20 protein-coding genes, 1 tRNA gene and 2 pseudogenes are annotated in these 20,038 nt (G+C 55.0%); 16 read left to right on the plus strand and 7 right to left on the minus strand.

Translation table 11 applies throughout. The features are described 5' to 3' along the window. From PMI22_RS07840 to PMI22_RS07830, 3 genes are all read left to right on the plus strand, one after another. On the plus strand, positions 1-386 hold a 386-nt coding region (locus tag PMI22_RS07840), incomplete at its 5' end, for a NapC/NirT family cytochrome c (protein ID WP_007947584.1). A gap of 689 nt (positions 387-1,075) precedes the next feature. Beyond that, positions 1,076-1,294: a hypothetical protein gene (locus PMI22_RS32105; RefSeq protein WP_007947588.1), complete on the plus strand. Its 219-nt coding sequence runs from the start codon at positions 1,076-1,078 to the stop codon at positions 1,292-1,294. A 115-nt stretch (positions 1,295-1,409) separates the two neighbouring features. Continuing rightward, positions 1,410-2,027 carry a recombinase family protein gene (locus PMI22_RS07830; protein WP_007947589.1) on the plus strand — a complete coding sequence of 206 codons (618 nt, stop codon included), beginning with the start codon at positions 1,410-1,412 and terminating at the stop codon, positions 2,025-2,027. A gap of 195 nt (positions 2,028-2,222) precedes the next feature. Here PMI22_RS07830 and PMI22_RS30775 read toward each other — a convergent pair whose 3' ends face one another. Further along, entirely contained in the window at positions 2,223-2,345 is a 123-nt protein-coding gene (locus PMI22_RS30775; protein ID WP_081502818.1) for an antitoxin Xre/MbcA/ParS toxin-binding domain-containing protein, read from the minus strand. A gap of 236 nt (positions 2,346-2,581) precedes the next feature. Further along, positions 2,582-8,326 (minus strand): manganese-oxidizing multicopper oxidase MnxG, encoded by a 5,745-nt coding sequence (gene mnxG, locus PMI22_RS07825; protein ID WP_050550227.1) that lies wholly within the window; start codon positions 8,324-8,326, stop codon positions 2,582-2,584. Positions 8,327-8,788: 462 nt separating this feature from the next. On the opposite strand from mnxG, the gene PMI22_RS31440 reads away from it, so the two are divergent. Beyond that, complete coding sequence (locus PMI22_RS31440; RefSeq protein WP_007947591.1) at positions 8,789-9,232, plus strand: hypothetical protein; 444 nt, start codon at positions 8,789-8,791, stop codon at positions 9,230-9,232. A 995-nt stretch (positions 9,233-10,227) separates the two neighbouring features. On the opposite strand, the gene PMI22_RS07815 is transcribed toward PMI22_RS31440, so the two are convergent. Then, the gene (locus PMI22_RS07815) at positions 10,228-10,641 is read right to left on the minus strand and encodes a response regulator (protein WP_007947594.1); all 414 of its coding nucleotides are present in this window, start codon (positions 10,639-10,641) and stop codon (positions 10,228-10,230) included. 580 nt (positions 10,642-11,221) lie between these two features. Here PMI22_RS07815 and PMI22_RS07810 point away from each other — a divergent pair. From PMI22_RS07810 to PMI22_RS07795, 4 genes are all read left to right on the plus strand, one after another. After that, positions 11,222-11,500 carry a DUF2790 domain-containing protein gene (locus PMI22_RS07810; RefSeq protein ID WP_007947595.1) on the plus strand — a complete coding sequence of 93 codons (279 nt, stop codon included), beginning with the start codon at positions 11,222-11,224 and terminating at the stop codon, positions 11,498-11,500. Positions 11,501-11,775: 275 nt separating this feature from the next. Next, positions 11,776-12,396: a hypothetical protein gene (locus PMI22_RS07805; protein ID WP_007947596.1), complete on the plus strand. Its 621-nt coding sequence runs from the start codon at positions 11,776-11,778 to the stop codon at positions 12,394-12,396. 116 nt (positions 12,397-12,512) lie between these two features. Next, positions 12,513-12,719 carry a co-regulatory protein PtrA N-terminal domain-containing protein gene (locus PMI22_RS07800; RefSeq protein WP_007947597.1) on the plus strand — a complete coding sequence of 69 codons (207 nt, stop codon included), beginning with the start codon at positions 12,513-12,515 and terminating at the stop codon, positions 12,717-12,719. A 585-nt stretch (positions 12,720-13,304) separates the two neighbouring features. Continuing rightward, the gene (locus tag PMI22_RS07795) at positions 13,305-13,586 is read left to right on the plus strand and encodes a hypothetical protein (RefSeq protein ID WP_007947599.1); all 282 of its coding nucleotides are present in this window, start codon (positions 13,305-13,307) and stop codon (positions 13,584-13,586) included. Positions 13,587-13,797: 211 nt separating this feature from the next. On the opposite strand, the gene PMI22_RS31445 is transcribed toward PMI22_RS07795, so the two are convergent. Then, positions 13,798-13,900 (minus strand) — tRNA-Arg (locus PMI22_RS31445). A 444-nt stretch (positions 13,901-14,344) separates the two neighbouring features. On the opposite strand from PMI22_RS31445, the gene PMI22_RS30780 reads away from it, so the two are divergent. The 5 genes and pseudogenes from PMI22_RS30780 (at position 14,345) to PMI22_RS07785 (ending at position 16,182) form a co-directional block, all read left to right on the plus strand. Then, entirely contained in the window at positions 14,345-14,524 is a 180-nt protein-coding gene (locus PMI22_RS30780; protein ID WP_081502819.1) for a type II toxin-antitoxin system HicA family toxin, read from the plus strand. A gap of 37 nt (positions 14,525-14,561) precedes the next feature. Continuing rightward, entirely contained in the window at positions 14,562-14,969 is a 408-nt protein-coding gene (locus PMI22_RS07790) for a type II toxin-antitoxin system HicB family antitoxin (RefSeq protein WP_007947601.1), read from the plus strand. A 50-nt stretch (positions 14,970-15,019) separates the two neighbouring features. Further along, positions 15,020-15,094 (plus strand): annotated as a pseudogene (locus PMI22_RS32350) (type II toxin-antitoxin system HigB family toxin); the annotation flags it as partial. Continuing rightward, positions 15,094-15,330: pseudogene (locus PMI22_RS0129645) on the plus strand (helix-turn-helix domain-containing protein); the annotation flags it as partial. The pseudogenes PMI22_RS32350 and PMI22_RS0129645, both read left to right, overlap by 1 nt. A gap of 582 nt (positions 15,331-15,912) precedes the next feature. Continuing rightward, on the plus strand, positions 15,913-16,182 hold the full coding sequence (locus PMI22_RS07785; RefSeq protein ID WP_007947603.1) for a hypothetical protein: 270 nt from the start codon (positions 15,913-15,915) through the stop codon (positions 16,180-16,182). A gap of 57 nt (positions 16,183-16,239) precedes the next feature. On the opposite strand, the gene tam is transcribed toward PMI22_RS07785, so the two are convergent. Further along, complete coding sequence (tam, locus tag PMI22_RS07780) at positions 16,240-17,010, minus strand: trans-aconitate 2-methyltransferase (RefSeq protein ID WP_007947604.1); 771 nt, start codon at positions 17,008-17,010, stop codon at positions 16,240-16,242. 349 nt (positions 17,011-17,359) lie between these two features. Between tam and PMI22_RS07775 the strand changes: the two genes are divergently transcribed. The 3 genes from PMI22_RS07775 (at position 17,360) to PMI22_RS07765 (ending at position 19,166) form a co-directional block, all read left to right on the plus strand. Continuing rightward, complete coding sequence (locus PMI22_RS07775) at positions 17,360-17,863, plus strand: inclusion body family protein (RefSeq protein WP_007947605.1); 504 nt, start codon at positions 17,360-17,362, stop codon at positions 17,861-17,863. A 124-nt stretch (positions 17,864-17,987) separates the two neighbouring features. Beyond that, on the plus strand, positions 17,988-18,518 hold the full coding sequence (locus tag PMI22_RS07770) for an AidA/PixA family protein (protein WP_007947606.1): 531 nt from the start codon (positions 17,988-17,990) through the stop codon (positions 18,516-18,518). 237 nt (positions 18,519-18,755) lie between these two features. Further along, positions 18,756-19,166, plus strand: coding sequence for a low affinity iron permease family protein (locus PMI22_RS07765; RefSeq protein WP_007947607.1), 411 nt, complete (start codon positions 18,756-18,758; stop codon positions 19,164-19,166). Between the two features lie 53 nt (positions 19,167-19,219). Here PMI22_RS07765 and PMI22_RS07760 read toward each other — a convergent pair whose 3' ends face one another. Both PMI22_RS07760 and PMI22_RS30785 read right to left on the minus strand, forming a co-directional pair. Beyond that, positions 19,220-19,723: a DUF4142 domain-containing protein gene (locus PMI22_RS07760; RefSeq protein WP_007947608.1), complete on the minus strand. Its 504-nt coding sequence runs from the start codon at positions 19,721-19,723 to the stop codon at positions 19,220-19,222. 76 nt (positions 19,724-19,799) lie between these two features. Further along, positions 19,800-19,958: a KGG domain-containing protein gene (locus tag PMI22_RS30785; RefSeq protein ID WP_007947610.1), complete on the minus strand. Its 159-nt coding sequence runs from the start codon at positions 19,956-19,958 to the stop codon at positions 19,800-19,802. Positions 19,959-20,038: the final 80 nt, after the last annotated feature.

A 20,038-nucleotide genomic window follows, 5' to 3' on the forward strand; every position in this document is an offset into this window, starting at 1 on the left:
ACACCATTCACTACACCAATCGCTCTGGCGTACGAGCCACTTGTCCGGACTGCCACGTCCCGCATGAGTGGACGCACAAGATTGCCCGCAAGATGCAGGCTTCCAAAGAGGTGTGGGGCAAGGTATTCGGAACGATCGATACCCGGGAAAAATTTCTCGGTATGCGGCGTGAACTGGCCGAACACGAGTGGGGGCGGCTCAAGGCAAACGACTCCCGAGAATGCCGCAATTGCCATAACTTTGAATTCATGGACTTTACCCGTCAGGGCAAACGCGCCGCCAATATGCACTCCACAGCACTGGCCAGCGGGCAGGCCACCTGTATCGACTGCCACAAGGGCATCGCCCACAAGTTGCCTGACATGAGCGGGGTCAAAGGCTGGTAGTCGATCCGGCCCGGCCTTCCAGCGTGTTGCCGTCAAGCGGCATAACCGCGCCGGTTTTTCGACTTTGACACATTCCTTCATTCGTCTGCGATAACCCCCAAGTCCAGTATTTCAAGGGGGTTTAGCCTCTGTGAAAGTTGGTCTGCGGATTCCACGCGCACTTTGACGCCCATTCTACAAACACTGGGACAGCGATCTCTCATTGGTCCGGCCCACGCTCAGGCAGGCAGCAACGCAGGATTACCCACTACCATCGGCCTCTTTTATCGAAGCGAAGAGGTCGTCGTGGAGCGGTTAGCCTCATGCGACACGTTGAATGTGGTGAATTCTCAAGTGTTCCTAAACGCTTAATTGCATCGCACATGGCCACCCAATGCATTGCCACTCACAAGACATTTGCATTCGCGGTGACCGCCGTTTGCATACGGTTGACCAATGCACACACAAGAGTCGACAGGCAGAGAACGGCCGATCTCCGCCCTTCGCGATGGGCAGCATGGGTCGTTCACTGCCGGTCATGTTTGCTAAGGGGAGGCGAGTCAATCCGGCGCAGATGGCTGCTTAGGTCGAATGCAAATGGGTGGTCAAGTCAGTGTAATCGCCCTGGCGTCAGCTGATCTGGAGAAGTGGCTCGAGCCAGCGGCGAGTTCAGCTAGTCTTCCCGCACCAGTTACTCAAGGACGATACCCATGTCAGATAACTCTGAAGTCAACATAGCCACAGCAGACGCACTCACACTGCTCCTGCACAACCAGCACGCCATATGTGCGGCCATTGAGCAGGTGACCAAATGGCTTTCTGAGAATGGAGTTGGGAGCGTCGCCGCTAACGCGATTGCGGCCATGGAAACGCTGGACCGGAATGCTCAAGACATCTCAGGCGCCATAATGCGACTACGCCTGTTATAGGTATGCCTTAGCTGATACGCGCACATTCAAATTTATTTGTCCTTTCCACTTGATAAGTGACACTCATAGTGCAACAGTGTTAGTAGAGCACCCTAACTGATACGGAAGGCACATCATGTTCATCCGCGCATACCTCCGAGCATCGACCGAAGAACAAGACGCCAGCCGCGCCCAAGCCTCGCTTGACCAGTTCGCCAGCGAACATAACAAGGTCATCGCGAGCGTGTATTTGGAGAATGCCAGCGGCGCCTCCGCAGACCGGCCCGAGTTGCTGCGTCTGCTCAAAGATGCTCGCAAGGGTGACGTGCTGCTGGTGGAGTCGATAGACCGGCTTTCCCGCCTGCCGGTGGAGGACTGGCAGAAGCTCAAGGCAACGATTGATTCCAAGGGCCTGCGCATCGTCGCGCTCGATCTGCCGACCAGTCACCAGGGAATGCAGGACACGAAGGGCGACGAGTTCACCGGTCGGATGCTTGGCGCTATCAACTCGATGCTGGTGGAAATGATGGCAGCCATTGCGCGCAAGGATTACGAGCAACGCCGCGAGCGTCAGGCCCAAGGTATCGAGAAGGCCAAAGCTGCAGGTAAGTATCAGGGCCGGCCGATTGATGCAGATCTGCACAAGCGCGTTACGGAACTGCTCGGTGCAGGCCTTGGCATCCGCGCAACAGCCAGGCACTCCAACTGCTCAACCACCACAGTCCTCAGGATCAGGGACTTGGCCTGCGCCTGAATGCAAATCCACTGTCGATTTTGCCTCGCCGCTGTCAACTATTGGTCGTTCTCTCGCCCCTCGTAACAGACAGAAGTCGGCCAATAGCTGCCCTTCGCAAAAGCCAGATAACGGCCATTCCGGCCAGTCGTGAAAGGCATATGCTCGCCTCTATACTGTGTACCTCACCATTCCTTCAACAGGCTTTTGACCTCCTCATCCAAGGGCTTGAAGAACACGGAGGACCTGTTTAGCCCCTATTCCAGTTTTGCAGAGCATGGTCGGTGCAGTTCCACCGGGCGTTTTATTCGGTGTCGACATCCAATGTATGGCCGTCATTCGTGTCTCCAATATCTCCTCGGTCACCCATCTGCCTCTGGCGGTCCACTGGACGAAGGCTCATTGAGTGCACGGGACGCCACTGCCCCCTGCTCGTTACCCTACTCGCCAAGCTAGAGGCCCGCATCCATCAGTAGCGGGACCGAAATGATTACAGCCATCCAACGTTTGCGTATTCCGTCTTCGAATACCAGCCCCTTCTTGGATCGCCGGGATGCAAGTCATTCATCGGACCACTAAGGCGATACAGGGGGCTCCGGCTCTTGGCTCACCCGCAACAGGCCCCACAGGCCTCCGACGTTGCCAAAGGCTGCGTAGTCTCGGTACAGGTAATCACCAGGTATTGCATTACTGCCTCCCGCGGAAGGAAACATGAAACTGAAGTGGGCTGCCGGCAGCACGCTTTCTTGTGCACCGATGTACATCGCCAACGGATTGTAGCCGAAGCGTACCGAGCCGATCCCGGCGTTTCGCATTGGGTAACCGGAGAAATCGACCCACTGCGCCTGGAAGGGGTTAAACGCCCAGACGTGGCCGTCCAGCTGGAAGGTCGCGCCACGGCTACCGCCCGAAGGCATCATCACGTGAGTGCGAAACGGTTGGCCAGGTTTTACGTGCAGGATTGGTGTCACCGGATCTCCACCCACCAAGGCATTGCTATAAGCCATATGAGCGTTGGTCACCGCACCCAGCCCATTACCGCCTGCCAAACCAAAAGGCGCATTCGGCGCACGAGCAAAGCGATACCAGAGCGGTTCGGTCTTGTAGTTAATGGCCATGTCCGAGTTATCTTTGGGATCGTTAGGGATTCCCGGCCCCTCCGAAGACATGTTCTCGACCGGTCGACCGTTTGCCCAGCGCATGTTCAAGGATTTCTGCCAGACCATGGCAAAGTCACGGTAGGCAGCGCCACCAATGGGTTGTACCGTGGCAGAGGCTCGCGAACTGGCATCCTCTTGCCATGTTGCGCCTTGGGGTACGATCGACATGGCGCCAACCAGACCTTTCTGCGGCTGCTTGATGGGATCAGCCGGCATCATGTTCAGACCACCAAACTCGATGGGGGTAGCCTCGATAATGTCAACGTTGCGACCCAGTTGTGAGGCCACCGGTTGCCCGGCGCGTTCAAAATGCCCGGCGTAGTATTGGTAGGTACGGCTGGGCCACACACTGGCGCCACCCAGACGTGGTGGAACGGTTTGCACCGGGTTAAGACCGACGTTGAAACCGTCCGACTTGCTGATGTCGTAGGTCAATAGTTGCGCATGCAGTCCGACGTGACTTGAGGGGCGCATCAGATTGTTGTTGAACGTGGTTGCACCTTGCGCCCCCAATCGATCACGTTTGACTGTGCCCTGCATGACCGCGAAGTTAGGCAGGTCCGGCATTGTGATCGGCAGGCGGTTTTCCAGAGTAATGTTGATGCAATCTCCCGCCGCTGCCCGTAGCACCAAAGGTTCCACAGGAACGCCCGCCTTCAGCTTGCCGGTGATTGGATCAAGATCCGCCTTGCGCACATAGAGGATTGCCGTCGGGTCGTGCAGCGGGCCGGATTGCCCGCCGATGGTGAACGTCTCGCCATCCTCTGGATCAAACACGCTTACCAGCGGCACAGACACCGGCCGAGGGTTGTAGACCAGCGTGCCTCCAAGGGAATTTAGCGGCCCGCCGACGTGCTGGCCGGCCCCCGCCGGATCACCGATGGTCAGGTTCAACGGATTCCCGAGAATGTCATTGGCCAGCGCCGCCACGATCTCATAGTTGCGCTGCACGGTGGGTCGGGTGCCGATGCCATTCGGATTCGGTGAGATACGTGGGCACACACCGCTGAAGTTCACCGTGTTGCGTGCCGCTACGGGTCTTGGATTGTTGGGCAAAGCGAACAGGTCATTGCGCGGTAGTGTGTAATTGCGCATGACACCCCACAATCCGCTCCAATAACCCTCGAGCGAGGCATCCATGGAATACAGGTAGTCGCCGGTATCGCTGCTGGCGCTGGACATCATTGCCACCGGCGCCATGAAACCGAGCTGCTCGGAAATACCCACCATCTGCGCGGCCTTCCAGCCGGTGTTGGAGCTGTTACCGAAGCCGGTACCGGAATGCAGCCATTTCACTCCGTGGAGGGTGACGTTGTGTTCCTCTTCATGGCCACCGGCATTCACACGCAGGCGCACATTGTCGCCGGAATAGGTGCGCAACATCGGTGTGAAGGGGTCGCCCGGAAGGTCGCCGCGATTGATGTGCGGCGGGAATCGGGTGATCCCGCCAGTGGGCCCCGTCGCCGAGTTGATCTTGCCAGGCTCCAGATTGAAGGCCGGGATAGCGCGGTCGGTACGGTTCTGTAGGGCAAAGGCAAGGTCGCCACCCAAACCATCGGCCTGCATGCCACGGTTGCCATCCGGGGCCATTTTGGCAGGATCATAGATGCGCAGTCCCAACGGTTCGTGGCGGTAGTTGACGACGAAGATGCCCGGATCGGACGCCGAAATAGCTTGCGGACAAGGTCGCACCGGGCACGTCAGCAGAATGCCCCCGGCACCCTCCACCACTGAGTCCAGCAGATTGCCGGCGTTCGCCCTCGCAGGTGGATTGATTGCATAGCGGAAGCTATCGGCAGTTGCCGGATAGGCCGCCGCGTCGGGAATGCCATCCGGACCTGCCCCCACGTACACGCCCGCTTCATAGGCATGCTGATAGTCACTGAACTCGAGGAAAAACTCACGGAAGCTGTCGTTCTTGCCGTCGCCGTTGTGATCGCCGGTAGTTATCACCGCCTGCCAGGAAGTTGGTCCACCGTCCTGGCGACCGCCACCATTGTACAAGGGCTCTCCCGTCTCGGCATGGAACCAGCTGGAACCGGCAGGTTCGGCAAGTACCGTCCCATAGAGACCGATCTGTTGGTGTGTTGAGGGGCCAAAATGGTCATGGGTAAAGATATTGCCCAGTCCCCGGTCGACGTTATGAATGTTCACCACCGGGTCGGCGAACCAACGCTGCAGAGTGGTACGTGCGCCGACCCAGTCGGCTCGGTTGAACCGTCCGAAATACGGATGGGATTTAGCAACTGGACAGTCCGCTGTGCCCTCGCGCGAATCACCATCCTGACAACTGTTGAAAACTCTTATGGCGTGAATGCGCTCAACCACGCTGGACGGCGAAAGCACACCATCTTCATAGTTCCAGCCATTGGCCGAACCATCGGCGGAGGTCAGGTCCCACTTTGGCAGGTGGATGTGCTGCCCGATGATATCGGTGGGCGTGCGAACCTGGTAATCGTCCAATTCGTATACCGACGGCACCAGATTCGTGTGCTGATACATCGTGCAGTCAAATGTATTCATGCGCATGACAAGGGGTTCCGGTGGGCGCTGTTTGTTGATCACCGGCCAGGCGTCCTCCCAAAGGGTCAGGATACGAGTCTGTGGGAAGTGGTATCCGACCTTGTTGAACACCGCATCGAACTGGATGTTGGCGCCTTTGTAGACTCGCGGGTGGTCCGCACTGTAGGGCGAGAAGCCGGTGAAGGACTGACCGTCGAGTCGTTCACCACTGTTGAAGAAACCGGCCCCGGCACTGCGGGTCAAGCGCATTTGGCGGTCATCCATGCAGGGTTCGAAGAAGGGGGCGCCCGCCACAGGCGGCGCACCATTGGTTAGGAAATTCCGCGGTTGCAACTGGCCGCTCGGCAGCACGGCATAGCTGGCGTGCGCGGGCTGGGCGTGGAAGGCCATCGCCGATTGTTCGACCTCGGTGCCCTCCTCGGGGAAATACACCGGTTTTGCGCGCTGGACCTCTTTGCTCATGTCTAATGTGGTAGTTGCCATATGCGCTTCGCCACCCGCAGACCAGCCATCCAGGGCATGCCGTGGCAGACCACCATCCCAACCGCCTGCCTGGGCTGGATCGAGTGCAGCCCATAGGGCCTTGCCGGTATCGCGCAAGGCCTGGGCTTTTGTCGCATCCAGCATGTCCAATGGCGGTGTGGGCGGACGTTGGCCAACCGTGCTTTCCAGCCCGCCGATCCAGAACGGATAACCTGGGTTTTTCAGGCTTCCATCCGCATTGCGGTTGGCTTCGCTTCGGTCAACCAACGCCAGCGAACCGACAATCCGGCCTTGGGCCGGGGCGTTCGAGCCGGAATCGTCACCAGACTCATTTTCTTCATCGGTGCCAGCTATCTGTTCGCCGCTGACCTTGGGGATCACCACTACTTTGCCAGGAATTGGCGGTAAGGCCTTGCCCGGCAATGGCACAATGGCCGGGATCGGCGTGCCGGCAATGATCTCGCCGTCGGGCAGCGCCCTTGCCTGCCGTGCCGGAAGGCCGCTGCGTAACGCAAAGGGTTGGTCATGGAAACCGGCCTCTCCGTCTTCAGTTACAGCTAGCCGGGTGCCCTCTTCGAACACATCATGAATACGCCACATGGCCCACATGCCTTGGGCAAAGTGTGGGTAGAAATGGCAGTGATAAATGGCATCGCCGACCACCCGATTGCGGTTCCCGGAACCGCCATTGGCGATTTCATAGGTATAACCCGAACCCGGTCCCACACCCTGCGCATCCATGTAGTCGGAGTTATCGTCGTTGGGATTGAACAGCCACTGGTGACCATGAAGGTGGAACACGTGCTGCTCGTAGCCAACGCTGACATTGCGAAACTTGACCGCATCCCCCAAGTAACTGTGGTTGACATTGGACGGTTCGGCCGGATACAGCGCCATGCTCGCCTTGATGCCAACGCTTTGTGCCTGCGGCACTTGGCCAGGAGCCAACTGTTCGAGGCCGACGTTGGCCGGCACGTCCACCAGCATGGCGATATCACCGACGGCATGCGCGCTGAGGAAAAATTCTTCGTAGGCACAGGACAGGCAGTCATGCATCGGACCGACGCCCACGCGGTTGGCAATCACCTCGGCTCCCACTCCGCCAGCGCCATAGTTGATCATGAAGGCATCGCGAACCGGATCGAGCATTTGACCAAATACCGGGTCACCCCAATACCCGGGAAATGCCTGGACGACTGCCGACTGGTCGTGAAGCGCTGCTGCAAAATCGCGGAACGGTTCCAGACGGTTGGGCAGAGCAGGATTGCGTTTGCCCTGACTCTCGAGCGGATAGGTAGACGCGGGGAAACTACCGTCGGAATTGGGGCCCATTACCAGGGCATCGGTATTACTGGCGATGATTTCACTGCCATCGACCATGTTGAGTATCGGCTTGCCGGCCTTGCCTTCCGCAATCCACGGCTCGCGGCTCGGGTAGCGCGCTTCATAGTCAATGATTGGTTGACCGGCCGGAGTGCGTCCCCGAGTTGCCAGACGCATTTCTTCCTCGGTCACCGTGTTGTGGTACGCGCGTCCGCCCTTGGGCAAGACCACTATCTGGCCAAACAGGCCATTACTCACGTTGCCCGCTGAACCTTCCCCGCCGAATGTTGCGCCGTAGCTGGTCGCAACGAACGTGCCCTCGCGCTCGGCAAAGAGGGTATAGCTCCGGCTTCCCCCCGGTGCCAGCAGGTTGTTGTCATTGCGTCCGGTGTTGGCGGCAATGTCATTGATTGAATTCACTGCCTGCAGGCCTGTGACCTGGAAGCCGACATGGCGATCCAGAACCTGATTGTCGACATGCAGTTCACCGCCAACAGCCCCCTCTTGGTGATCGTCCTGTCCGTTGGGGTTGGCCTGGAATGCCAGCAAGTTCTGCACATTGACCGTGAGGCAATCGCCAGCGGCAACCCGCAACACTAGAGGTCGCGGGCGCTTGTCCGGACGTAGAATGACGCGCCCGGGTACGGCTGCGCCGCCTTGCGTAATCAACACACCATTGGTATCCACGACATCGCTGCGCAAGGCGAACATCATGCCATTGACGTTCTGCGCACCGAGCCGATTGAATATCAGCGGTTGGTCCATTGCGACGACATTGGCCACCAACGTGCGTTGGCACTGGATCGCCGCCTCCGCTCCCTGGCTGACCATCAGCCAGAGAACACCCAGCAGGCCGACAAAAACCGGCACCTTCAGTCCAGGGTAATTGTCTTTGAATACTGAGTTATGAGGGCGAAGCGAACCCATTGTCATCGTGTTCTCCAAGGTATTGATAGCTTGGCTACACGGTCAATCGGCAAGATCTGTGCCACAAATTGTTCGTATTAAATTCAACCAGTTAATGTCTGCTATCCACACAAGTGAGGAAAGTCCAAACCCACTTCCCCAATCTTGGGCGCAATTGCACTTGTCACGCAGAGCAGCTTGAATGCTTACTTTCCGTGCGAAGCGCGCAGATTGTTTGTTGTGTCTCGAGCGGGGCAGCAATCGGCCAAAAGCAGTCAGTCATGGCAAAAAACGACTCGAAGCCATTTTTAGCGCCGTCCTGCTACGCTTCTAATATCTCTAACGGATTCGGGAATCACTCACAAAACTCATTTGAGGTAGCGAAACGTGAGAGGCAGTTTGATTGGGGCCACCGTCTTCATCACGATGATTGGTGTGACGACGCATAAGCTGATGGAATGGAAATCTATCGAGAACGAACGAAAGGATACGGTGTGCAAGGCATCACAGCAGCTTCTGAAAACCCTGGAAACTCGAGCGCGAGCGATGGCTGCGGGACTGTCTATCGAAGCATACGAAGACGCCGAGCATACTGAGGTCGCCAGATTGGTCAACGCGCTGGATACGGCAAACAATGATGCTGAGGTTGAAGCTGTCATAAACGCTCACGCTGCCCAGTTGGAGGCGAAAAACGCTGCCACCGATGCAGAATTGAAAAACCAAGGGAGTCAGGCTTTTCTCGAACAGCAATTTAAAAAACAGCGCATAACCACTGATCTCAAGCAAAAAATTAAACGCACCGAGAGGGCTGTCACTGAGGTCTGTGGTTAGCGTTCACTCCAAATTTTTCCCCCCTCAATGCCCCCTTGCTTTGGCCGCACTGGGCGGTTATCCCCGCACTCCGGGGAAACAATCCCCATACATGGGCTTTAATACCGTGCTATCTGATTAGTTTTGTTGCCGAAATACCGCAAGCGGCACCTCCTTGTGCGCCGCTATGGATCACTTCGACCAGAAATTAAACAACGTTCAGCTCTGGCATAGAGAATGCAATGTTCACATCTAGGGAATTATTGGGTCGTTGAAGCTACTACAACTAGATAAGCAGCACACCTGGGGGGCCTCCCTATGCATTTAGCCGATGTATTGTTCAAATGCCTGCACCGTAGTATGACTAACTCGATTGCCGCCACCAACCAACTCAATATCCTCTGGTGGTTTTTCCTCGTCAGCTTCTTTCTCATCAGCGTGATAGCTGTTGGATTGGGTACTAAGGCAACAAGATTTCTAGTCACCGAAAATCTTGAACGAGATGCACTGCCCATTCCGACGGATCACTCACATGCGTAATACGCCGATAATCCAAACCTTCGTACTGATCCTCCTCATTTTTTCCACGGGGGCAGTGTTATCACTCATCGATCTGTTCAGCTATTAACGTAGGCACGGAAAGGACGAGGTCATGCCAAAGAAAAACAGCCCGACCAGATTGCAGCCACTTTTCACCGGCTATTTTTGGATTGATTGCAGCCCTTCATGACAAGCAGCGCCCCATTGCGGACTGTCGCACAATGGCGACCAAAAGCATTTTGGGCACTCCTGTTCCACTTCGGGGGCGTCTTCAGAGTTAGGGCTGATATCAAAGCTCCATGATCCGACCACTTGCTTGGCCTTCAACCAGTAGCCCGAAAACTCAAATGTCATCATCACCAGGGTAAAAGCAGACACTCGATTCAAGCATCAGCTCTGAATACAAATATTGCCCGGGGTGGCCCTCATGCAAGCATGTAAAACGGAGCGTAGGCAAACTCATGGTTCATAAACCGTCACGACGTTTTTCTGAGGGGGTGACCAGGCTGAAGTAGCTTTGCTACAGCCACAACCAGATCGTCCATAAATAAGGGCTTCTCCAGGTATAGCGTTGAGTAGGGCACAATTGAGGCATCCAGCCCGTAGCCGGAAGTGAGAATCGTAGCGGTAGAAGGCCACCTCGCCTTCACCTTCTTTATGAGTCCAATACCTTTGAGGTGACCCGGCAAATCATGATCCGCAATCACCAGCGGACAACCCTCTGGCATGCTCAGTAGGTAGTTCAAAGCATCATCGGCGGTTTCGAAATCCAATGAGCGAAGACCGATTTCGGTCAAGATTTCAACCATCAACATGCGCAGTGTTGGGTCGTGCTCAACCACGACCGCCCATCCGGTTACTGGCAAGAGTTTTCCCCATTCTCTGTGCACGTCTGGTTCCTTAATTGGGTTCGATCTCCGAAATAGGCAGAGGTATAAATTCCAGTGTATGCACTTAATTTGCCGTATTACGGATCCAATCAGCGGTGGAAAAAACGTTGTTTAATTGGGAATGATTCTTAAGGTCTGGGGGTGTTTTTCAAATAAGAATGATATCAGCGATTCGGGGTCGATAATGAACTGGAACTCCGATTTTACCAGGCGTGGCAAACGGTAACTTGGGTAGCTTTCAGTCCATCACGACAGGCAGCAGCCCATCAATACCCCGTATATCTCCCCTAGCCCGATAGCAGGTGTTTTCGGCCCATGTACCGTCACAGCCACCAAGTGAAACCTTGCGCGAGAATCCATCAAGACATGAGATGACATCCTTCAAAAACAGACTTTGACCAGCAAATACGGCGTTTAATGGACGAATGGTCGAGGGGCGTCAAGCGCGGGGAATTGCCGGGAGTTTGCATCCGCTACAGGCTTTTCAGGCAGGCGCGTTCGTCGCGGCGAGGCGAACTTCACCTCCATCACGTGTCACATTAAGTCCTCATTAAGTGAACTTCAGTGGAGGTACAACCTTATGAGCATGGCCACAATTGTCAGTGCCGTGATTTCCAGTCTTGCACCAAGTGTCTTCGACCATAACAACCTGCTAGATCCCGGCGCGCATGTATCAGCCGTCGAATACCACTACGGGATGGACATCGATGTGAAACGGGTACTGCAGCGCACGGATACCTCCGATAAGACCGGCGTGGTACCGGTGACCTTGGTCTACGAAGACAGTAAGGGCGAAGTTCACAAGATCCGTTTCCTCGAATGGGGTGGAAGCCCCGCCGACCCCACCAGCATTGTCTGATCCACACGCTAACAGGTTTCCGAACCAGGCCTGCCCCCCCAGAAGCGAAAGTTAAACTACATATACATCAAGTGCGGATTTTGTTTTTTTACCTGAAAATGGACATTATCGAATGATTAAAAATTCATTCGCGAAAATTGCTATTGTCCTGACAGCGTAATGCTGCAAGATTAATTAATACTACTTCTGGACCTTAGCTGTAATCAGCAACGGCAAACTCCAAACATGCCTTGCCGAGAGCCAAGTTGATCCTGCGTTATAACCAAGAGGTCACCATGGAACTTAGTATGTTTTCTTCGTCCACCGTGGAATTTGCGCGTTTGGGCGTTGTATATTTTCATCTTATCGCCTGCTGTGTGGCAATCGGGCTGGTTTTGACCAGTGACATTGCAATGGTCAAGCAACTCCTGAAGGGGGATGCGTCAGGGCACCACAATGACGCGCACTTGGAAAGTCTTCAAAAAATCGTAGGACTTGCACTTGTAGCTCTTTGGATTACGGGCATTGGTATTATCGGGATAGATTATGCGGGCAAGGGGATGGAGTATTTCCTCAATCCAAAATTGCAAGCCAAAATCGGCATAGTTGTGCTGTTGACCTTTAACGGCTTCCTGTTGCATAGCGCGGTAATGCCGGCGCTGAAAAAAGCCGGTTCGTTACTGAAACTCTCCTTCAACCTGCGCATGCTGGCGCTGTTCTCGGGAGCGCTCTCTGGCGTGTCGTGGTTCTATGCCGCCATGCTGGGTGTTTGTCGTCCGCTGGCCTGGAAGTACTCGCTGGTGGAGTTGCTGGCAGCCTATCCTGTTCTCATCGTCGGTGGATTCGGGGCGATGGTACTGCTCACCGTTTGGGCAAAAAACAGAGATACCGAACTGCATATGGAGCAAGGCACCTAGTCGGTAAGAAACACCGCCCTGGCTGGATGATGAGGCCACGTTGAACAAGGATGTTCAGCTTTAGCAAACAAACCCCGCTGTTAGCAGTTCACAAAGTTTCACTTGAGGATACCCCAATGAAATCCATGAAAGCTCTCTTCGTAATCGCCGCTCTGACCGTTTCTTCTCTGGCGATGGCCACAGGTGGTGGTGACAAGACGTTCAATCGCATGGAGTCGGCCCGGAAAGTCTCGATGGAAGCCTACCAGGTTGCACAGAAACAGAAGGCTGATGCCGCTGTAGCTCAAAGCAAAGCCAAGGCGGCCGATCACAGCAACAGCTGATCTGTGTAGCGCGTCCCCAGGTTGACCGAAATGCGTGGTCTGAAGCCTCGAATGCAGCACCCAAGGCGCTGCTAGCGCCGGTTTAACCGAGATCCCGCTTACACAAAATCCAGTGTGTTGAATCCACAGTTGTAAACAGCCTTTCGCAAAGGGCTGCTTTGGGTCGACTGCAGCCCTTCGCGACATGCAACATTCGGCCAGAAGCGGACCATGGGTTCGCGGTATTGATAGCGAATTTTCCAATTGATTTAGGTTCCAAAAATGGGCAGAGCAAAGGAAAAGAACTCGACAGATGACTACCGCTCCATCGACATTCGAGCGCTACACCGTGCGGGGCTGATTCGCGCTGGCTCTACCTGCAACTGGATGTGGAAGCGCAGTGGTGAATTGGTCGGGACAATCGGCATTGGCGTCGAAAATCTAAACCGTCTGCGCCTGCGGTATCGATTGACAACGAATGGAGAATCCGAGTCTAAGGATTACCCCGTCCCGATTACCTGGACACCCTGCCACTTAGGGGGCAATCGGGCGTAGTTTCTGTGCCCCTGTTGTGGCCGGCGAGTCGCCAAGCTGTACCTGAGCCGCGTGTTCGCCTGCCGTCTCTGTCTGCGCCTCAACTACGAGAGCCAGCAGGCCAACAAGCGCGACCGTGCCGCAGATCATTCGTGGAAGCTGCGCAGCGCCCTAGGCTGCCCCGAAGGCTTCCTAACCGTTCCTGCCGAATACATCCCAAAGCCGAAGGGCATGCACTGGCGTACCTTTGAGCAAAAAGTGGAACAGCTCAAGCGTGTAGACGCCGCCGCCTGGGCCGATGCAGGGCCTATGCGAGAAAGCATCGAACGCTGGCTGGAACATGGCCACTGGTGATTGAGAAGCTCAAATTCAAAGCAGCGTACTTGTCATACCGAAACGGGAAGTTCAGCACTGCCGATATAACCCTTCGTGAGAGGCGACAACCGGCAAAAAAAAGCCCCGCCTGAGCATAGTCCCGCGAGGCTTCTTTCAACCTCTTGCTGCCACCCCGCTGTCACAGCCAAACTTATCTGTCAGGAAAAAGCTTTGAGAGGCCCGAATTATATGGTGTCCCAGGGCAGGTTCGAACTGCCAACCTTCCCCTTAGGAGAGGGCAGTTATCTGTCATAGTTACTTGTCTTTGGCCGGGTCTTTACCACGCTTAGGACCTATTGAATTGCGGGGTCTGCTACTCGATACCAGTACACAGCAGGCAGCACCTTGTATGCCTACATGTATGCCTTAACCATTAATCACCACAAAGACCCAGTATTTGCTAGACGCTTCGATTCCCTTCACCCGCTCCAATCGAATTTTGGTCTCACGTTGAGATGGTTTTGACGGGGAACATACAGATAGAAAAAAACCGGTCCTGAGTGGCCGGTTTTTTTATGCCTGAGAATTGAACAACGTGGCGTTTCGGTAGGGATGCAAAACCCTGCAATACAGAAAACGCCTCATTTGAGGTTATCGACAACCCCTCTCTTCCCGCCCTCCTAGAGTGATTTCTTCGCACCTGATCAGCGCCGCCAGAGAAGGCTCAGTGGTTATAGTGTTGATCGTAAAAATTCAATAGGTATAGTAACCACCTAAGCACACCACAGGGAGGTGATGTGAATAGTCCATTTTTGATAAGCCAACTCGTTGCGGATGGCTGGTACCTGGTTCGAATCAGGGGGAGTCATCATCACTTCAAGCATCCGACCAAACCAGGGCTGGTGACAGTTCCTCATCCGAAAAAGGATCTGCTCAAAAAAACGGCGATCAGTATTTTGCAACAGGCGCTGCTCTGACGATCTCCACGCGCGGCGTCCCAGGAGGACAATGAACATGCTTTATCCGATTGCGATTTCAATAGGCGATAACGACCACGCTTGGGGCGTGGATGTACCGGATATTCCTGGCTGCTTCTCTGCCGGTGAAGATTTGGACGATGCGATGGCGATGGCTCGCGAAGCCATTGAGGGCCATTTCGAAATTCTGGCCGAAGACGGTTCGCCGATTCCGCCCGCGAACAAAGTCACTCTTCATGCGGCCAATCCGCAGTACGCAGGCTGCACCTGGGCTCTGGTGGATATTGATGTCACCAAGTATCTGGGCAAAGCCCAGAAACTCAATATCACACTGCCCGGCTACCTGCTCAACCGCATCGATGAGTACGTACTGCATCATCCCGAAGAGAAAAGCCGTTCAGGTTTTCTTGCCTCGGCAGCACTTAAGGTATTGCAGCAAAGCTGATGACCTTATTTCAGTGATCTATCAACCGGCCCGAGTGGCCGGTTTTTTGTCAACGACAGCTCGGCTTCATTAGATTCGTTGGCACCCACGCCCAATGTGATCAGATCAACGCGGAGACCGTGTAATGAACATTAAACCCATTCGCAGCCAGGAAGACTTGGCCGCTGCATTTGCTCGAGTGGAGCAACTGTGGGGGGCAGACATTGGTTCACCTGAAGGCGATGAGCTGGAAATTCTGGCGCTGCTCATCGAGAAATACGAAGACGAGCATTACCCAATGCCGCCCTCCGATCCGATTGAGGCCATCAAATTCCGCATGGATCAGCAAGGCCTGACCCCTCGCGATCTGGAACCTTTCATCAGTGACTAATGCCAATCAGTTACCGCAATCCTTGTGGGAGCGAGCCTGCTCGCGATGACGTTGGCACAGCCAACACTTGCGTTGCCTGACAATCCGCCATCGCGAGCAGGCTCGCTCCCACAGGTTTTGCACCTTAAAAAATCGGCATTCGTACTTGGCGACCGTTTTTTTGTGGGTGGGATTTGTGAATTGCCAATCAACGCCTGCCTAATCAGGTGTCGTTCACCAATTCACTGATGGCACGAAAGTGGCCAATTTTCGAAAAGGCAACATCCTACACGACACTGGGAATTGTCCGTACACTTGCGCATTGCTGTGTTTTTACCATGAAGCCTATAGTCGACCCGCGCCCCAAATGGCGTATCGGGTTTGGCGACTCGATTCCATGGTACAGAAGCCTCCGAGTATTTCTCGGAGCGTTTTTGAGCGCACTTGGCTGCCTCTTTTTGGTGGCTGTGCGTGGGAGACCTTAGGGTCTGCCGGTTTTTACCATGGCCCGGTTCGCCAACCCGCGTACAGCTACCACCCTATTGTTTGGCGACGATTGAGTGGTAGGTCTTCTTCCTATCATGGTGATCACTTATGAATGAATACATGGCTCTAACCAGCAACGCCGACGATTTACCCTCGCTGTTCGTCAACACCACCCAACCGCTGCACTCTCTGCTCAGCACGGCCAGTTACAGAATTCGGGCCGTGACGCAGATCCTCGAAAACCTCGCAATGCGAGGTGACATCACGACTGACTCGGTCATCCTCAGCGACTTCGCATTGCTCTGCTGCGTGCCCTTGCGCGACGGTTGCGATGTGCTGGATGTCATCGCTCGACGCATGGATGCGGAACCATCCTGACGTGATAGCGGGCGCCTTTCGGGGCGCCCTTTGCATTTCATGGCCGACCATTGCGCCTTACCGAGTCGCGACAATAAACAACCGCGGAAACGGTAACAGCACCGAACCATCACTCAACGCCGGATAAGCCTGCTCAATCGCAGCTTGGTACTGCTTGAGGTATTGCGTCTTTTCCATCTCATCCAGCGGTGCAAGAAACGGCCGCAATCCGCTGCCCTTGAACCACTCGACCACGCCCGATGCACCGCCCGCCAACGGGTGATGGTAACTGGTGCGCCATACATCTACTCGCGCACAGTGAGGTCGCAGCATCGAGTAGTAATCGCTGACTCTCGCCATCTCTGTGCGTTGCCCGGCGGCGTCCGCCAGTTTGCTGGCCCACGGCCCCTCGGCGGCCACTTCTCGCATCAGGCGGTGGGACGGTTCGTTGAGGTTGTCGGGCATTTGAATGGCCAGGCTTCCACCCTTGGTCAGTCTGCCGGCCAGTGAAGGCAGTAACGTCGCGTGATCGGGCAACCACTGCAACACTGCGTTGGCGAATATCACGTCGAATGGGCCGCTGTCGTTCCAGGTGCCGATATCAACGGTGTCGAACTGCACGGTTGGCAAGCGCTTGCGAGCGGCTTCGATCATGTCGGTCGAACTGTCGACGCCACGTACCGTGGCGCTGGTGAAGCGCTCGACCAGTAACTCGGTCGAGTTACCGGGGCCACAACCGATGTCGATGGCCGAATGCGCGTCCACGGGCGGGATGGCGGCGAGCAGATCCCGCGCCGGACGGGTGCGTTCATCTTCAAAAGCGACGTATTGTTTGGCGGACCAATTCATTGCGTTCTCCTGTCGGTGCGTTGTTGTGGGCCAGAGGCAGACAACCGGTTCGATACGATACCTCCACCAGCGTGCGCGGCTCTATCCCGACCATTGAAGAACACAAAACGTCGACCGCTCGTCGATCCAGCCACAAAGCAGTTTTGACAGTCAAGATTTCGCATCTATAGTCCAATCGCGGCCCGTCGGAAGGAACCCGAACCTGCTGTATGCATGCAAGGAGCAAGGCCAGCTCATCTTTGTGATAGGTGGATTCCGTCCGTAGTGTTTGCGCAACGACCGCAAGGCAAGCAATCGTTGTTGTGCCTGGAAAGATGCCAGGCGTTCACTATGAAAAAGGAGATTCACTATGTCACGAGTTACGGATGTACTGGTTTCAATCGACACCGAAACCATTCTGAAAAAGTACCCCAATATCAGCAAAAACCCCGCTGCGCCGACAATGATCGACGTCAATTACATGTATATGGTCACCAACCAGAACAACGTGGTCAGTGGCCAGGCCGGTGGCGAATTGAACTTGAAAGCTCAAGTGGGCGATTTGATTCGCTGGCGGGAAACCAGCCTGTCACTTAGTTTTGAAACCGCCGTTATTTTCTACAAGTTCACTGGCAATGTCGGCAACGAGTTGATCTCCACCCCCACACCGCGCAAGGCAACAGCTTGCGTTGCCGTCCCCAACCCCAGCAATCCTTCGGTGCCGAGCTGTCAAAAAGTCGATAACCATTACTGGTCTTCGGAGACTCTTTCGTGCGGCAGTGTGACCTACCACTTCCACTTCCTGATCGTGGACCGCGAGTGCAAGATCGTCGGCTGCTGTTCGTGGGACCCGTTCATCACCATCAGAAACTGACGAGCGTCTGGCCCCTTGGCAACAAGGGGCTTGCCGAATGCGTTGCCGCCTCGACAGGAACGGGATGTCTTGCATGAACAGAAGCGGCTGCCGTCATGTGCCAACATCATGAAAGGAATCCATGATGACTTCCAAACCGATCAAATCCCCTTCATCCAGCGTCGCGACCACGAGCAATGTATTGCTGATCGTCGATGCCGAATCATTGCTTTCACGCTATCCGCAACCCAGCCTCAAACCGCAACTTCCGACGGTGATCGAGGATGGCTTTATCTTTGCCATCAGCGGCCAACAAAGTGCCAATAATGACAGCAATATGACGTTGAGCGAGGATAACGGGACAACGTTCCATATCCGTGGAAGAACCGTCAGTTTGCTCGCAGAACACAGTGTGGTGTTTTACGAGATGTCCGTGGGCGATGCCGGCGTACTGTCAGCGCCCAAGTTGGTGGTCCATGGCAACCTGACGATAGCTGCGCCAGACCCTGCAAATCCAACCGAGCCGGGTAACCATGTGATTGCCGATCATTATTGGGAATGCAAGCGACTGTCCTCCGGGGTAGCGGCGTGCGAGCTGAATTTCATGCTGATCAACAAAAACTGCGAGGCGTTGGGTTACTTCAGTTGGACCCTTGAAGTGAAGCTAATTGACTAGACGCAATTTGTAGCAGCTGGCGAAGCCTGCGTCCGGCTGCGCAGCAGTCGTAAACCCTAAGCTATCGGTCTCACTGAAACACCGAGCCGCATGATTTCACGACTGCTACGCAGCCGGACGCAGGCTTCGCCAGCTGCTACAAAACTCGAGTCGCAAGCGAATCCGGAAATGTCAGTAGAATTTTCAACAGGCCGTCGCTGTCTGAAATTCAGGCGCATCCCTATAAGGAACACGGCAATGAAATTCGCAAAAATCTCGCAGAAACTCGCCCTGTGGGCCGGCAGTCCCAAGACGTTTATGGCGGCGCTACTTCTGATTGCCCTGTGGGGCTTGAGCGGGCCGATTTTCGGTTTCAACGACACTTGGCAATTGGTCATAAACACTTCCACCACGATCATCACCTTTCTGATGGTGTTCCTGATCCAGAACACGCAGAACCGCGATACCGACATTCTGCATTTGAAAATCGACGAGTTGCTGCGGGTGAACAAGGAGGCGAAGAACGCGATGCTGGGGCTGGAGATACTGGACCTCAAGCAATTGGAGGCGCTGCGCAAATACTATCGCGCCATGGGTGAAAACGAGGTACATGACCTGGCGGGGCTGGCGTCGTCGAGCCGACACAAACAAAATTTGAATGAGTGCTGAGCCAAAAAAAACGGCGCGTGATGTAAGTCACGCGCCGTTTGTTGTAAATGCCACTAGCGACCGGCCTGCAACGCCCTGGCCATTTGCAGATGATTTTGCAGTTTGGGCAGGGTCTCTTCAGCGAAGGCTTTGATTTCCGGCACGTCGGTGGTCTGCGCCTCTTGCTGAAGTTGTTCGATGGCTGCCTGGGTGGTTTTCACCTGACTGGCGGCGTAGGCCTGATCAAAGGTTGCACCGTCCAACACTTGCGGCATCAACGCTTTGGCCTTGTCGACCACTTCTTCGCGTGGGGCCACGGGCAAATCCAGTTGTTTGGCGATTTTCGCCAGATGCTGGTTCGCAGTGGTGCGGTCGTTGATGACAACGATCGTGTAGTCCTTGACCTCTTTGGATTCGGTTTTCTGGTGCGCCAGTCGACTCGCTTCAATGTCGGCCATGCCTTGGGCCGACGCATCGTCGATGAATTCTGCGGGGGACTGGGCAAAAGCGCTGCTGGCACACAGGCTCAGTAACGTGACAAAACCTGCATGACGTATTCGGGTGGCCATCCTGTTCATGGTCGCGCCCTCCTTGTAAAAAAATTCAAGCGGGAGCTTGCGCCCCCGCCTCTCAATCAAAAACCACGTTCAATCACTACTTGGATTTCTGACCACCTTTGCGGCCCATTTCGGGTTTCGAAGAGTCTTTATCTACAGTCGTGGTGGTAGTTTTCCCACCTTTACGACCGGCTTCAGACGCCTTCGTTCGATCGTTGGCGAAGTTTCCCGAGTTCGAGTTTCTTGAATTAGGCATGATTCTCTACCTCTTGGTTAGGACCCAGGCGAGCAACAGCCCGCATAAAATCAGAATCGAGGAGCCTAAAAAGGTTTAGA

The organism is Pseudomonas sp. GM21 (genome assembly GCF_000282215.1).
Classification (GTDB): Bacteria; Pseudomonadota; Gammaproteobacteria; order Pseudomonadales; family Pseudomonadaceae; genus Aquipseudomonas.